Annotated in this window: 12 protein-coding genes; 10 read left to right on the top strand and 2 right to left on the bottom strand. The window is 70.2% G+C overall.

Annotation, left to right across the window (positions count from 1 at the left end; genetic code table 11):
* Window positions 1–53 precede the first annotated feature (53 nt).
* From IEY61_RS02740 to IEY61_RS02730, 3 genes are all read left to right on the top strand, one after another.
* Window positions 54–545 (top strand): Lrp/AsnC family transcriptional regulator, encoded by a 492-nt coding sequence (locus IEY61_RS02740; protein ID WP_189040622.1) that lies wholly within the window; start codon window positions 54–56, stop codon window positions 543–545.
* Between the two features lie 320 nt (window positions 546–865).
* Window positions 866–2,320, top strand: a complete 1,455-nt coding sequence (locus IEY61_RS02735) for a polysaccharide pyruvyl transferase family protein (protein ID WP_189040621.1) — start codon at window positions 866–868, stop codon at window positions 2,318–2,320.
* A complete protein-coding gene (locus IEY61_RS02730) occupies window positions 2,317–4,005 on the top strand; it encodes a CDP-glycerol glycerophosphotransferase family protein (protein WP_189040620.1) in 1,689 nt (562 codons plus the stop codon). Before IEY61_RS02735 ends, IEY61_RS02730 begins: the two co-directional genes overlap by 4 nt.
* A 105-nt stretch (window positions 4,006–4,110) precedes the next feature.
* Here the strand turns inward: IEY61_RS02730 and IEY61_RS02725 are convergent, their stop codons facing one another.
* Window positions 4,111–4,719, bottom strand: a complete 609-nt coding sequence (locus tag IEY61_RS02725) for a histidine phosphatase family protein (RefSeq protein ID WP_189040619.1) — start codon at window positions 4,717–4,719, stop codon at window positions 4,111–4,113.
* A 176-nt stretch (window positions 4,720–4,895) separates the two neighbouring features.
* Between IEY61_RS02725 and IEY61_RS02720 the strand changes: the two genes are divergently transcribed.
* Complete coding sequence (locus tag IEY61_RS02720; protein WP_189040618.1) at window positions 4,896–5,090, top strand: CsbD family protein; 195 nt, start codon at window positions 4,896–4,898, stop codon at window positions 5,088–5,090.
* Window positions 5,091–5,151: 61 nt separating this feature from the next.
* Here IEY61_RS02720 and IEY61_RS02715 read toward each other — a convergent pair whose 3' ends face one another.
* On the bottom strand, window positions 5,152–6,555 hold the full coding sequence (locus tag IEY61_RS02715; protein WP_189040617.1) for a KamA family radical SAM protein: 1,404 nt from the start codon (window positions 6,553–6,555) through the stop codon (window positions 5,152–5,154).
* A 142-nt stretch (window positions 6,556–6,697) separates the two neighbouring features.
* On the opposite strand from IEY61_RS02715, the gene kdd reads away from it, so the two are divergent.
* Genes kdd through IEY61_RS02685 form a run of 6 tightly spaced genes read left to right on the top strand, consistent with a single transcriptional unit; the run spans window position 6,698 to window position 13,426 of the window.
* On the top strand, window positions 6,698–7,750 hold the full coding sequence (kdd, locus tag IEY61_RS02710; protein ID WP_505820148.1) for an L-erythro-3,5-diaminohexanoate dehydrogenase: 1,053 nt from the start codon (window positions 6,698–6,700) through the stop codon (window positions 7,748–7,750).
* Between the two features lie 4 nt (window positions 7,751–7,754).
* On the top strand, window positions 7,755–9,332 hold the full coding sequence (locus tag IEY61_RS02705) for an amidohydrolase (protein ID WP_189040616.1): 1,578 nt from the start codon (window positions 7,755–7,757) through the stop codon (window positions 9,330–9,332).
* On the top strand, window positions 9,329–10,900 hold the full coding sequence (kamD, locus tag IEY61_RS02700) for a lysine 5,6-aminomutase subunit alpha (RefSeq protein ID WP_189040794.1): 1,572 nt from the start codon (window positions 9,329–9,331) through the stop codon (window positions 10,898–10,900). Before IEY61_RS02705 ends, kamD begins: the two co-directional genes overlap by 4 nt.
* Before the next feature lie 53 nt (window positions 10,901–10,953).
* A complete protein-coding gene (gene kamE, locus IEY61_RS02695; protein WP_189040795.1) occupies window positions 10,954–11,709 on the top strand; it encodes a lysine 5,6-aminomutase subunit beta in 756 nt (251 codons plus the stop codon).
* A complete protein-coding gene (kal, locus tag IEY61_RS02690; protein WP_189040615.1) occupies window positions 11,706–12,098 on the top strand; it encodes a 3-aminobutyryl-CoA ammonia lyase in 393 nt (130 codons plus the stop codon). Before kamE ends, kal begins: the two co-directional genes overlap by 4 nt.
* The gene (locus IEY61_RS02685) at window positions 12,095–13,426 is read left to right on the top strand and encodes a glutamate mutase L (RefSeq protein ID WP_189040614.1); all 1,332 of its coding nucleotides are present in this window, start codon (window positions 12,095–12,097) and stop codon (window positions 13,424–13,426) included. Before kal ends, IEY61_RS02685 begins: the two co-directional genes overlap by 4 nt.
* The last annotated feature ends 378 nt before the right edge of the window (window positions 13,427–13,804 follow it).

Raw genomic sequence — 13,804 nt, 5'->3', positions numbered from 1 at the left:
CTCGGCGGGCGGGTCGTCGCGCTGACGGCTCGTACCCGGTAAGTTTGCACGCCGTGGAGGAGATCGACCGGGCCATCGTCGCCGCGCTGACCGCGGACGGCCGGCTGTCATACACGGACCTCGCGGAGAGGGTCGGCCTGTCGGTCTCCGCTGTGCACCAGCGGGTGCGCCGGCTGGAGCAGCGCGGCGTGCTCAAGGGGTACGCCGCGCGGGTCTCCTTCGAGGCGCTCGACCTGCCGCTGACCGCCTTCGTGGCGATCCGGCCGTTCGACCCGTCGCAACCCGACGACGCCCCGGAGCGGCTGGCCCACCTGCCGGAAATCGATTCGTGCTACTCGGTGGCGGGGGAGGACTTCTACCTGCTGCTGGTGCGGGTGGCCGGTCCGGCGGATCTGGAGCGGCTGCTCCAGGAGATACGTACCTCCGCCAATGTCACCACCCGCACCACGGTCGTGCTCTCCACGCCGTACGAGCACCGTCCGCCGAAGGTCGGTCCGGATACGCTCAATCACCGGCACCGTGGGTCGAACGAGCCCTCCGCCTGACCCCGTACGGCGACCGCCGCCGGCCTGCGGCGGAGAGTGACTGACCACTCACCGGTCGGGCGGCCCGTGATCTGGTCGAACGGGTCGAGCAGGGCTGAATCCAGCCACCCCCGGTGCGGTCGACTCGCGGCCGGCGAGGCTAGGATCCAAGCCGAATTTTGCGTTAGCAGGACCTGAACGAGGAGTCGACGTCGGGCCTACCGCCGGCGTCGACTCCTGTTGCCGCGGTACCCGGGTCGCCTCGCGCGCCTTCAAGGGGAGGATGAGATGTACCGATCGACGAGATGGCGGTTCAGCCGTACGGTGCCCGAGGTCCGCTCATGACTCGTATCCTCATCCGCGCCGGCAAGAGCCCGCTGACCGTGCTGTCGCACGAGCAGAGCCTGGCCACGTCGAGGCTGGGCGTCTTCGGGTCGAACTCCGGCAACATGCTCTTCTACAGCGCGGTGTTCCGGGCCCTGAGCGTGCCCGACGCCGAACTGGTCGCCAACTCGTACGTCCATGAGCGGCCCATCCATCTGGGCCGGTACATCGACCGGACGAATGAGGAGTTCGACCGGTTCGTCCTGCCGATGGCGAACTCCTACCGGGACACCTTTCTGCCGCACCTGGAGCGGCTCGCCAAGGTCATCGAGCGGCTGAAGATCCCGGTCACGGTGGTCGGCATCGGGGCCCAGCTGCCGTACGGCACCGAGTTCGACACCCTGCCCGACGAGTACAAGCGCGTCGTCAAGCGGTTCACCCGGGCCGTCCTCGACCGCTCCGCCTCAATCGGGGTGCGCGGCGAGTACACCGCGCGCATGTTGAAGTACCTGGGCTTCGGCGACGAGCACGTGCGAGTGATCGGCTGCCCGTCGATGTTCGGCAACGGGCCGCTGGGGCCGCTGGTGCGCAAGGTCGACCGACTGGCGTACGACAGCCCGATGGCCATCTCCTACACCCCGAAGGTCAAGGGGGTCGACCGGCTCGTCGAGGCCAACACCACCCGCTACCCCAACAGCGTCATCGTGCCTCAGCAGCATCACCGGCTCGCTCTCATGCTGTGGGGGGAGAACCCCGCCAAGATCGGCAACCCGCGGATGCCGATCCACACCGAACACCCGCTCTACGAGACCGACCGGATGCGCTTCTTCGTGGACGCGTCGACCTGGGTCGAGTTCATGGCCGAGCAGCACTTCGCCTTCGGCACGCGCATCCACGGCAACGTCGCCGGAGTGCTGGCCGGTACGCCCTCGGTGGTGCTGGCACACGACTCCCGTACCGTCGAACTCTCCGAGTACCACGGCATCCCCTACCGCCTCTACGCCGACCTGCCGCCCGACATCGACGCGCAACGGCTCTACGAGGAGGCCGACTTCGACGCCTTCGAGCCGCGGCAGGCCGAGACCTTCGCGACCTACGTGCGGTTCCTGGAACACAACGATCTCGAGCACGTCTTCCAGCCGGGCAAGGCGAACCCGGCCTACGACGCGGCGCTGGCCGCCGCCAAGTTCCCCGGGCCGGTCCACACCCTGATGGCCTCCGACGTCGTCGGGCGTCGCCAGGTGATGTCCCGCCTGCGTTGGCTGCGACAGGGGCACGAGGGCGATGTGGAGCGCAACGCCTACGCGTTCGAACCACCGTTCCGCGAACCACGCGGACAGACGTCACTCGAAGAGCGAGTGACCCGATTGGAGCAGGAGCTGAAGGTGCAGCAGAACTTCCTGGCGAGCTGGCGGGGCCGGGTCAGTCGGGTGTTGCGGATCAACCCGTCGTCGGTGGGGGCTCGGCGGTGACGCCGGGTCGTTCCGGGGTCGGCGGCTGGCTGGCCGGTCGACTGCCCGTCCTGGCGGCCGAGGTGACGGCCGTCGTCGCGCTGCTGCTGGCGGCGGTGGGCAACTCACCTCTCTGGGCGCTTCCCCCGGCCCTGGTCGCGGTCGGTCTGCTGACCTGGATGTGGCGGGGCGGGCTGCGTGCCGGCCAGGTCGCCGCCGAGGCGACCGTGGTGGCGCGCCTGCTCCTGCTCGCCACCGCGTACCTGCTCGGCGCGGTGCACGGCGGCTTGGATCCCTTCCTGGCGGTGGGGGTCGGCCTCGCCGCCGTGTCGATCCTGGGCGAGGCGCCGGTGATGGCGGTGTCCCGCGCCGTCTATCCCGTCTCGGCCAACCTGCCCGGTAGCGGGTTGCGACCCGCCCTTCGCCCCAACACGGCCCGGGCGCTGCTGGTCAACACCGTGGCGGTCGTCGCGGCACTGGTCTGCGGGTTCACCGGCCTGATCGGGGTGGTGGCGCTGGCGGTGTCGGTGGCGGCACTCGGTCTGATCGGGTTCACCGGGTGGCAGGCGCTGACCCGAGTGCGGACCCGACACAACAGCGAGGCGCGGTTGAAGGCCGCGCTGACCGCGTACGAGCCGGTCTTCCTCCTGCACTGGGAGGCGCCCGCCGCGACCGGCTACCAGGTCGCGATGTGGCTGCCCTACCTCGAGCGGCTCGGCAAGAAGTACTTCGTCCTGGTGCGCAGCGAGGCCAACTTCAACGAAGTGCTGCGGCTGACCACCGCCCCGGTGGTGTTGCGGGCGGGCCTGACCCAGCTTGACGAGGTCATCGTCCCGTCGCTGAAGGCCGCCTTCTACGTCAACACCGCGACGAAGAACTGCCATCTCATCCGCTACACCAACCTCAAGCACATCCAGCTCAACCACGGTGACAGCGACAAGGTGCCGAGCCACAACCCGGTGTTCCGGATGTACGACAAGAACTTCGTCGCCGGCCAGGCGGCGATCGACCGGTTCGCGGCCAACGGCGTGCACATGCCGGCGGAGATGTTCACGGTCGTGGGGCGTCCGCAGGTGGAGAACGTCGTCATCGGCACGCAGCCGATCGCCTCGATCGCCAACGCCCGGGTTCTCTACGCTCCGACCTGGGCGGGTTTCTACGCCGACTCCAACTACTCGTCGCTGCCCGTCGGCTACGACATCATCAAGGCGCTGCTGGCGCGCGGGTGCAGTGTCGTCTTCCGGCCGCACCCGTACTCTCAGCGTTCGGCTGAGCTGATCGCCCAGTGTGCACGCATCCGGGCGCTGCTGGCCGAGGACCGCAAGGCGACCGGGCGGCCGCATGTTTTCGGGGCCGAGGCCGAGGTGAAGATGTCGGTGGTGGACTGCTTCAACGCCTCGGACGTGCTGGTCTCGGACGTGTCGAGTGTGGTGGCCGACTACCTGTACTCGGAGAAGCCGTTCGCGATGGTCGCGGTCTCGGTGCCGGCGGAGCGGTTCACCGACGCGTTCCCGCTCGCGAAGGCGGCGTATGTGATCGACGCGCATGGCGGCCGGGTGCAGGGGCTCGAGCGGGTCCTCGACGACCTGCTCGGCAGTGATCCGTTGGCGGCCACCCGCCATGACCTCAAGAAGTACTACCTCGGGGACATCCCGGCGGAGGGGTACGCGCAGCACTTCCTCGACGAGGCCGGCCGCTACCTTTAGAACCATCGGCATCCACGGCTCCGGTCTGCGGCGTTCCCCGTCGGACCGGAGCCGTTGACGTCGCGGCCGACCGCGCTCGGCCACCGCGATCCGCTGCGAGGAGGATCAGTGCCGCGCCGCCGCCGCGGGAGACTCGGCGATCGGGGGGAGGGGCTGGTTCCAGCGTAGGATGACCCGCCGCCCGTGCTCCTGGCCGAGCAGGCTGATGGTGGCGGTGTCCAGGCGGAGCAGCCCGCCGGCGGAGGGCTGCAGGCCGACCCATCGGGCTCCCAGCACGCGCAGCGAGTGCGCGTGCCCGACCAGGGCCACCGAGCCCCGGTCGAGCAGCGGGTGCAGTGTGGTGAGCAGGCGGTCGAGGCGTTCACCGACCTCGCTCGGGGATTCCCCGCCCGGGCACCCGTCGGACCAGACGCTCCAGCCGGGCCGGTCCTGGTGGATCTCGGCGGTGGTGCGTCCCTCGTACTCGCCGTAGTTCCACTCGGCCAGGTCCTCGTCGGTGCCGGTGACGGTCAGCCCGGCCAGCTGCGCGGTGCGCAGCGCCCGGATACGCGGGCTGGTCAGCACCGCGACGAACTGCCGGTCCGCGAGGGCGGAGCCGAGCGCGTGGGCCTGCCGCTCACCGTCCGGGGTGAGCTCCAGATCGGTGTACGACGTGTGCCGGCGACTGGCGCTCCAGGTGGTCTCACCGTGCCGGATCAGCATGATCTGCCCCATTCATCCAGTTAACCACTTGCCCCAGGTCCGGAGGGCTCACACCAGCACGGGCCATATCACCTAGCTTCCTAGGATGCACTAGCGGATGTGTGCCATCCCAAAGGTTTCCGCGGCGCAAGCCAAGGGGAACACCAAGAAGGAAGGAACAGACCCGCCGCAGTGGCAGAGGAGGCGACATGAGCTTCACCGACAAGGCGAAGAACAAGTTCCAGGAGCTGAGCGGCACCGCCAAGGAGCGCGTCGGCGACATGACCGACAACGAGCGCATGCGAGCCGAAGGCTCCACCGAGCAGAGTGAGGCCCGGGTGCGTCAGAGCGGCGAGCACGTCAAGGACGCCGGGCGTAATGCCAAGGACGCCGTCACCCGGTGACCGTGCCGACGTCAGGGGCCGCCGAGTGAACTCGGCGGCCCCTGACGTGCGCTGGTGCGGGTCAGTCGTCGCGGTGGGCGTGCCACCACCGTTGTCCGGCCTCGGGCAGGGTGTCGATCGGGTCGTAGTAGGCGTAGCGCTTGCTGAGCGTGGCCAGGTCGGCGGACTCGATGGAGGTGCGGTAGTTCTTGGTCCAGTAGGAGATGCCGCGCTCCCGGTCGTACTCGGTGACCATGTGTACCCAGCGCTTGCCGACAAAGGGCACGTCGCAGACGATCCGCGGGGTGGCGTAGCCGGGCAGGTAGCCCATGATGTCGTGCTGGAGTTGCTGGGCGTGCCAGACCGGGACCCGCCAGTGCTCGGCGTTGGGGATCATGTCGCACATGTAGAAGTAGTAGGGCAGGATGCCGGCCTCGCCCTGGAGCGCGAAGCAGAGGTCGAGCAGGTCGGTGCTGGTGGCGTTGACCCCGCGCATGAGCACGCCCTGGTTGCGTACGTCGCGGACGCCGACGTCGAGCGCGGTCTGGGCGGCCCGGGCGACCAGCGGGGTGAGTGACTGGGCGTGGTTGACGTGGGTGTGGATGGCCAGGTTGACCCCGCGCCGGGCGGCGGTGCGGGCGACCCGTTCCAGGCCCTCGACGACGTCGGGCTGGAGCCAGTGCTGGGGCAGGCCCATGAGGGCCTTGGTGGCCAGCCGGATGTCGCGGATGGTCTCGATCTCCAGCAGGCGCATCAGGTACGACTCGAGGTTGCGCCACGGCACGTTGGCCACGTCGCCGCCGGAGACGACGACGTCACGGACGCCGGGGTGGGCCTTGAGGTAGGTGATGTGCGCGTCGTACCGGTCGACCGGCTTGAGCGTGAGCTTGAGCTTGTCGACGGCGGGGGTGGAGTTGCCCACCAGGTCCATGCGGGTGCAGTGCCCGCAGTACTGCGGGCAGGTGGAGAGCAGTTCGGCGAGGACCTTGGTGGGGTAGCGGTGGGTGAGGCCCTCGGCGACCCACATGTCGTGTTCGTGCAGTGAGTCGCGGGTGGCGTACGGGTGTGCGGGCCAGTCGGTGCGTCGGTCGGAGGCGACCGGGATCATGTAGCGCCGGACGGGGTCGGCGAGGAGCGCCTCGGTGGTCGGCGGCGCGCACGGCACCATCGTGTTGATCATCTGTGGCGGCACCAGCATGGACATGGTGGCCAGGGCGCGCTGGTCGGCTTCCAGGTCGGCGTAGAAGGTCTCGTCGACGGTGTCGCCGAGCACGGTGCGCAGCTGTTTGATGTTCTTGACGCAGTTGACGCGCTGCCACTGGGCGTTCTCCCACTGGTCGCGGGTGACGTGGCGCCAGCCGGGAAAGCGGGTCCAGTCGGGTTCGACGAGTGGGCTGCGGCGATATTCGTACGGTTGGCCGGTGGTGTGGGCCGAGGCCGGCTTGGGTGCCGGGATGGTCTGTACCGGCGGGTGGGTCTGGGTCACGACCCCTCCTCTGGCTGGTGCGGTTGATCAGCGAACCGAAGGCTACTGGAAAATATCCGGTGAAGTAATTAGTCTGCCGTAAGTTTTCCCGCTCGGCGAGTTCTGGTCGGAGCTTCGGGCGGCCGGACAGGGGGAGGTCGGCGTGACGTCACCGGTGGGTCTGCACCGTGTCAGGGAACCGGCGGGGGTGTTGCCACAGGCAGCCTGGCGGCTGGATCCGCGGCCGGAGATCGCGCCGAACGAGGTGCGGATCCGGGTCGAGCGGTTGAACCTGGACGCGGCGAGTTTCCGCCAGCTGTGGGAGAAGCACGGCGGTGACGGCGACGCGGTCCGCGCCGAGGTGTGCGAGATCATTTCGACCCGGGGGAAGATGCAGAACCCGGTGACCGGTTCGGGCGGCATGTTGATCGGCACGGTCGAGGAGGTCGGCCGGCGTTCGCCGTTGGGGTTCAAGCCGGGCGAGCGGGTGGCGACGCTGGTGTCGCTGACGCTGACCCCGCTGGTGGTCACCGACGGGCTGGCGCGCTGGGACGGGCGTAGTGAGCAGGTGCCGTGCGATGGGTGGGCGATTCTGTTCGCCCGGTCGATCGCGGCGGTGCTGCCGGAGGACCTGGACCCGCAGCTGTCGCTGGCGGTGCTGGACGTGTGCGGGGCGCCGGCGTTGACCGCCCGAGTGGTGTCGCGGTACGTGGCCGAGCGGCGGGATGCCCGGCCGGTTGCGGTGGTGGTGGTCGGTGGGGCGGGCAAGAGCGGTTCGCTGTCGCTGGCTGCGGCGCGGCGGGCGGGTGCGGGTCGTACGGTCGGGGTGGTGCCGGTGGCCGGGGAGCGGGACGCGCTGCTGGCGGCGGGTCTGGCTGACGAGGTGGTGTTGGCCGACGCGCGGGATCCGGTGGCGTTGTCCACGGCGGTGACCTCGGCGTTGGGAATGCCGGCGGATGTGACGGTGGTGTGTGTGGATGTGCCGGGCTGCGAGCACGGGGCGGTGCTGGCGACCGCGGACGGCGGCACGGTGATCTTTTTCTCGATGGCGACGAGTTTCGCGGCGGCGGCGTTGGGCGCGGAGGGCCTGGCGGCGGATGTGACGATGCTGGTCGGTAACGGGTACGTGCCGGGGCACGCGGAGTTGGCGTTGGGGTTGCTGCGTGGCGAGCCGGGGGTGCGTGGTCTGTTCGAGGCGCGGTTGGCGGCAGACTGAGGTCATGACGAACAACCCCTCGACGTTGTATCGCGGTGGCGTGCTGTACTGCCCGTCGGAGCCGTCGGCGACGGCGCTGTTGGTCCGGGACGGGCGGATCGCCTGGGTGGGTGCGGACGGGGATGCTCCGGCCGCGGACCGGGTGGTGGAGTTGGCCGGGGCGTTGGTGACGCCGGCGTTCGTGGACGCGCATGTTCATGTCAGTGACACCGGGTTGGTGTTGTCGGGGCTGGACCTGTCCAGGGTGCGGTCGGCGGGTGAGCTGTTGGACGCGGTGGCCGGGTTCGCGGCGGGGTTGCCGGTGGACGCGGTGGTGCTGGGGCATGGCTGGGACGAGTCGACGTGGCCGGTGCCGCGGCCGCCCTCGGCGGTGGAGCTGGGGCGGGCGGCCGGTGGGCGGCGGGTGTATCTGTCGCAGGCGTCGATTCATTCGGCGGTGGTGTCGTCGGCGTTGTTGGCGGCGTGTCCGGAGGCGGTGGCGGCGCCGGGGTATGACGAGTCGGGGTGGTTGCGGCGGGACGCGCACCATGTGGTGCGGGCGGTGGCGCGGGAGGCGGTGACGCGGGAACAGCGGGTGGCGGCGCAGCGGGTGGCCCTCGGACGCGCGGCGTCGTTGGGGATCGCGGCGGTGCACGAGTGCGGTGGGCCGGAGATCTCCGACGAGGAGGATTTCACGGGTTTGTTGGCGCTTTCCGGTGTTGGGGTGCCGGAGGTGTACGGGTACTGGGGTGAGTTGGGTGGTGCGGCGCGGGCGCGGGAGTTGGGTGCGGTGGGGGCCGGCGGTGATCTGTTCGCCGATGGGGCGTTGGGGTCGCGGACGGCGCATGTGTCGCAGGCGTACGTCGATGGTGCCGGGTGTGGCCACGGGTATCTGAGCGCGGAGCAGGTGCGTGATCATCTGCTGGATTGTGCGGCGCACGGGATGCAGGGCGGGTTCCACGCGATCGGGGATGCGGCGATCTCGACGGTGTTGGCGGGGTTCGCGGCGGCGGCGGAGACGCTCGGCACGGATCGGGTGCGTTCGGCGCGGCATCGGGTGGAGCACGCGGAGATCATGGATCGGCGGTTGATTGCCGGGTTCGTGGAGTTCGGGGTGGTGGCGTCGATGCAGCCGGCGTTCGACCGGTTGTGGGGTGGTGCGGGTCGGATGTATGAGACGCGGTTGGGGTTGGCGCGGTCGCTGGCGTCGAATCCGATGGGGTCGATGCACGCGGTGGGGGTGGCGTTGGCGTTCGGTTCGGATTCGCCGGTGACGCCGCTGGATCCGTGGGGTTCGGTGCGGGCGGCGGCGGCGCATCACAATCCGGTGCAGCGGATGAGTGTGCGGGCGGCGTTCGCGGCGCATACCCGGGGTGGGTGGCGGGCGGTGGGTCTGGACAGCGAGGGGGTTCTCGCGTTGGGGGCGCCGGCGACGTTTGCGGTGTGGTCGACGCCGGCGGGGGTTCAGGGGGGTCTTCCGGTGTTGCAGGCGTCGGATCCGGAGGCGCGGGGTGCGGAGGATCCGACGCCGTTGCCGGTGTGCCGGGCGACGGTGTTGCGTGGTGAAGTGATCTACGAGGAAGGGTCGTCGTGGCTGAGGTGACCAGTCGGCCGGTCGGGAAGCTGGCTCTGGATCCGGCGTTGGTGGGGCGGGCGCGGGAGTTGGCGCGGCGGGTGGGCCGGCCGGTGGTGGAGTTGGCGCGGGGCCACACCACGGTGTCGGTGGAGCGGGCGGTGCTGCGGCTGGCGGGGGTGAGCGGTGCCGATCCGGATGGTATTCCGTGGGTGAACCGGCTGGTGGACGCGGTGGTCGCGGATGTGGGGTTGGGGCATGGGGTGGCGGTGCCGGTGTTCGACGCGTTGGCGCGGGAGCAGCTCACCGATGTGACGTTGTTGGCGCAGCAGGCGGCGGCGGGGTCGGTGCGGTTTTCGGTGCCGGCTGGGCGGGCGGCGACGGCGGCGCGGCGGGCGGCGCGCAGGGCGGTGGCGGTCGGGGTTCGGCGGATCGATCGGCGACGGGCCGAGCGGGAGCGGTTGGTGCGGCGGTACGGGGATCCGGCGCGGCGGCCGTGGATTTATCTGATCGTGGCGACGGGGGACATCTACGAGGACATTCCGCAGGCGCAGGCGGCGGCGCGGGCGGGTGCGGATGTGATTGCGGTGATCCGGTCGACGGGGCAGTCGTTGTTGGACTATGTGCCGGAGGGGGCGACCCGGGAGGGGTTCGCTGGGACGTACGCGACGCAGGAGAATTTCCGGTTGATGCGGGCGGCTCTTGATGAGTCGTCGAGGGAGCTGGGTCGGTATGTGCGGCTGACGAATTACGCGTCGGGGTTGTGCATGCCGGAGATGGCGACTCTGGCGGGGCTTGAGCGGCTGGACATGATGCTCAACGATTCGATGTACGGGATTTTGTTCCGGGATATCAATCCGGTTCGCACGTTTGTGGACCAGCGGTTTTCGCGGCAGGTGCACGCGCGGGCGGGAATCATCATCAACACCGGTGAGGACAATTATCTGACGACCGCGGATGCGGTGGACGAGGCGCACACGGTGACGGTGTCGCAGCTGCTGAACGAGTACTTCGCGCATGAGGCGGGGTTGGCGGACTGGCAGTTGGGGTTGGGGCACGCGTTTGAGATCAATCCGGATGTGCCGGAGTCGTTGCGGTTGGAGTTGGCGCACGCGTTGTTGGCGCGGGAGTTGTTTCCGGAGGCGCCGTTGAAGTGGATGCCGCCGACGAAGCACATGACCGGTGACGTGTTCCGGGGCAATCTGCTGGACGGGTTCTTCAACCTGGTGGGCACGATGACCGGGCAGGGGATTCTGTTGGTGGGGATGATGACGGAGGCGGTGGTGACGCCGTGGCTGTCGGACCGGGACATCGCCTTGCAGAACGTGCGGTATGTGCTGGGGGCGGCCGGTGGGTTGCATGAGGATTTCGTGCCGGCGCCGGGCGGGTTCATTCAGCGGCGCGCCAACCGGGTGCTGGCGGATGCGGTGGGTTTGTTGGAGCGGATCGGGGAGCAGTCGTTGTTGACGGCGATCGCCGAGGGCACGTTCGGGATCATGCGGCGGCCGGCGGACCGGGGTAAGGGTTTGGACGGGGTGGCGCGGCACGAGGTCGGCTACTACAACCCGGCCACCGAGATCCTGGAGCATTCGGCATGAGCGAACGCACCGAGCGAAGCGAGGGCCGTGAGGGCATGCCCAGCCAGCACAGCATGACGGAGAAGACCATCGTGCGGCCGTACGGGGACACCACCGGTGACGGGATGGTGCAGGTGTCGTTCACGTTGCCGGTGCCGCACGACAGACGGGCCGAGGGCGCGGCGGTCCAGTTGGCGAACAAGATGGGCATCGACCCGGCGTTGTTGGTGCACGCGAAGCCGATGGGCGAGGGGTTCACCTTCTTCGTGGTGTACGGGCGGGTGAATCATCTGGTGGACCTGTCGGCGGTGCGGGTGGTGGAGCGGGGTTATCCGCTGCTGTCGGCCCGGGAGGTCAACGCGGTGGTCAAGCGGCAGTTGCGGCGCAAGTTGTCGGTGGTGGGGGCGTGTATCGGCACGGACGCGCACACGGTCGGCATCGACGCGATCCTGAACGTCAAGGGTGTGGCGGGGGAGAAGGGCCTGGAGTATTACCGGGAGTTGAAGGTCACCAATCTGGGTGCGCAGGTGAGTGTGCCGGAGTTGGTGGAGGCGGCGCGCGTCGAGCGGGCCGACGCGGTGCTGGTGTCGCAGGTGGTGACGCAGCGGGACGCGCATCTGCACAACACGCGGGAGATGTCGGCGGCGTTCCGGGAGGCGATGCCGGTGGGGCGGCGGCCGCTGCTGGTGGTGGGTGGGCCGCGGTTCGACGAGTCGCAGATCGCCGAGTTGGGGGTGGATCGGATCTTCGGTCGGGGTACGACGCCGGGTGAGGTGGCGTCGTATCTGGTCCACGCGTTGGTCACGAACAAGAGGGCAAGGGTGGCATGAGCGATCCACGGTTGGGTGTGTCGGTGACGCATCGGCGGTATGTGCCGTACGGGCACGCGCACTACGCGGGGAATCTGGTCGATGGGGCGTACGCGCTGGGGTTGTTCGGGGATGTGGCCACGGAGGTGTGTATCCGCACCGACGGCGACGAGGGGTTGTTCGCGTCCTATTCGGATGTGCAGTTCAGGGCGCCGATGAGGGCCGGTGACGTGGTGGAGGTGGTGGCGACGGTGACCCGGCTGGGCGCCCGCAGCCGCACCCTGGACTTTGTCGCCCGGGTGGTTTGCCGGGGCCGTCCGCAGGGGGATGGGTCGGCCGCGGAGGTGCTGGATCCGCCGATCGTGGCGGTGACGGCCACTGGCACGGTGGTCGTGCCCGCGTCGGCGTGAGCGTGGCGGTCTGCGCCGACGTCGGTTCCACGTACACGAAGGTCGCGGTGGTGGATCTCGACGGCGGTGGGTTGGTCGCGGCGGCGGCGGTGCCGACCACGGTCGGTTCGGATGTGTTGCACGGTCTGGACGCCGCGGTGGGTGCGGCCTGGCCGGGGCCGGGGTTGCGGGGCGCGCCGTGGTACGTGTGTTCGTCGGCCGGCGGTGGGTTGCGGCTGGCGGTGGTCGGCTACGAGCCGCTGGTGACCGCGCGGGCGGGCCGGCGGGTGGGTTTGTCGGCGGGGGCGGACGTGGTGCACGTGGCGGCGGGGCGGCTGGGTCGGGCGGAGCTGGCCGCGTTGCGGGCGGCCCGCCCGGACGTGGTGCTGCTGGTGGGCGGCACCGACGGCGGGGACGCCGAGACGCTCACCCACAACGCGACGCGGCTGGCGCGGGCCCGCTGGCGGGTGCCGGTGGTGCTCGCCGGCAATGTCGACGTCCGGGAGGAGTTGCACGCCCTGTTGGTGGGGGCGGGGGTGCCGGTGACGGTGGCCGACAATGTGCTGCCCCGCATCGGGGTGTTGGCGCCGCTGTCGGCGCGTTCGGCGATCCGGCAGGTGTTTCTGCGGCATGTCATCGGTGGTAAGCGGCTGTCGGCCGGTGGCCGGTTCGCCCGGCTGGTGCGGGCGGCGACGCCGGACGCGGTGTTGACCGGGGTGGAGGTGCTCGCCGAGGTGGTCGGCGGGGACCTGGTGGTGGTCGATGTGGGTGGGGCCACCACGGACGTGTACTCGGTGTTGACTCCGGACGAGCGGGCCGGCGGGCCGGGCCGGGAGGTGGCCGGCGCGTTGTGGCGGGCGCGGACCGTCGAGGGGGATCTGGGGGTGCGGTGGAGCGCGCCGGGGGTGGTGCGGGCGGCGGTCGAGGAACGTCTCGTCGCGGCGGGGGCGGAGGACGGGTTGGTGGCCGCGGCGGCGGTCCGCGCCGCCGATCCCGGGTTTTTGCCGGGGGATGTCGCCGCTCGGGCTGTGGACGCGCGGATCGCGGCGTTGGCGGCGACGGTGGCGGTGCGTCGGCATGCCCGTGGGGTGGGCACCGGGGAGCGGGCCGGGCGGGATCTGCGGGACGTGCGGTTGCTGGTGGGTTCGGGTGGGGTGTTGCGGCACGCCCGGCACAACGAGGCGGTGGGGGTGCTGGACGCGGTGTTGGCCGACCACGGCGGCGGGTGGGCGTTGCCGCGGGCGGCGCGGCCGGTGGTGGACGTCGACTATGTGCTGGCGGCGGCCGGGTTGCTCGCTGTCGCGCATCCGGTGGCGGCGCGGGCGGTGCTGCGTCCGCTGCTCGGCTGAGTGCGGCGGATCGGTGCGACACGCCGGGGTGGCGCGGCGACTCGTCGGGGGTGGGTTGACAAGGCCGGGGGTGGGCCACGTACCGTCTTTGAGTCCTACCACGGGAAGCGGCCGTTGTTCGCTTCGTCCCTTCGTCCGCTGGCCGAGCGACAGGTGTTTTTTGGTCGCGGCGGCCAGGTCCAGCGGGCGGGGGTCGGCGGGGCGGCGCGAACCGGGCCGCGGTTATCGGTGTTTGGGCAGGGTGAGGTGCGTGGCCAGTAGACAACGGCCTGACGGGGGCAGCCAGCCGCCGTCCGGTCGGTCCGAAGGTCGTCGTGCCCATTCTCGCCGCACCGGCCGGGAGGGGCCTGGGAGCATCGGGGCGCGGCGTATGCCGCG

The sequence above is a fragment of the Micromonospora sonchi genome (assembly GCF_014646235.1).
In the GTDB taxonomy this organism is placed as follows: domain Bacteria; phylum Actinomycetota; class Actinomycetes; order Mycobacteriales; family Micromonosporaceae; genus Micromonospora; species Micromonospora sonchi.
This window is presented reverse-complemented; position numbering and strand designations above follow the sequence as displayed.

Excerpts from the sequence above, each read along its gene's own strand:
- IEY61_RS02735 (WP_189040621.1), top strand. The coding sequence starts at position 866 with ATGACTCGTATCCTCATCCGCGCCGGCAAGAGCCCGCTGACCGTGCTG.
- IEY61_RS02725 (WP_189040619.1), bottom strand. The coding sequence starts at position 4,719 with ATGGGGCAGATCATGCTGATCCGGCACGGTGAGACCACCTGGAGCGCC.
- IEY61_RS02720 (WP_189040618.1), top strand. The coding sequence starts at position 4,896 with ATGAGCTTCACCGACAAGGCGAAGAACAAGTTCCAGGAGCTGAGCGGC.
- IEY61_RS02705 (WP_189040616.1), top strand. The coding sequence starts at position 7,755 with ATGACGAACAACCCCTCGACGTTGTATCGCGGTGGCGTGCTGTACTGC.
- kamE (WP_189040795.1), top strand. The coding sequence starts at position 10,954 with ATGACGGAGAAGACCATCGTGCGGCCGTACGGGGACACCACCGGTGAC.
- kal (WP_189040615.1), top strand. The coding sequence starts at position 11,706 with ATGAGCGATCCACGGTTGGGTGTGTCGGTGACGCATCGGCGGTATGTG.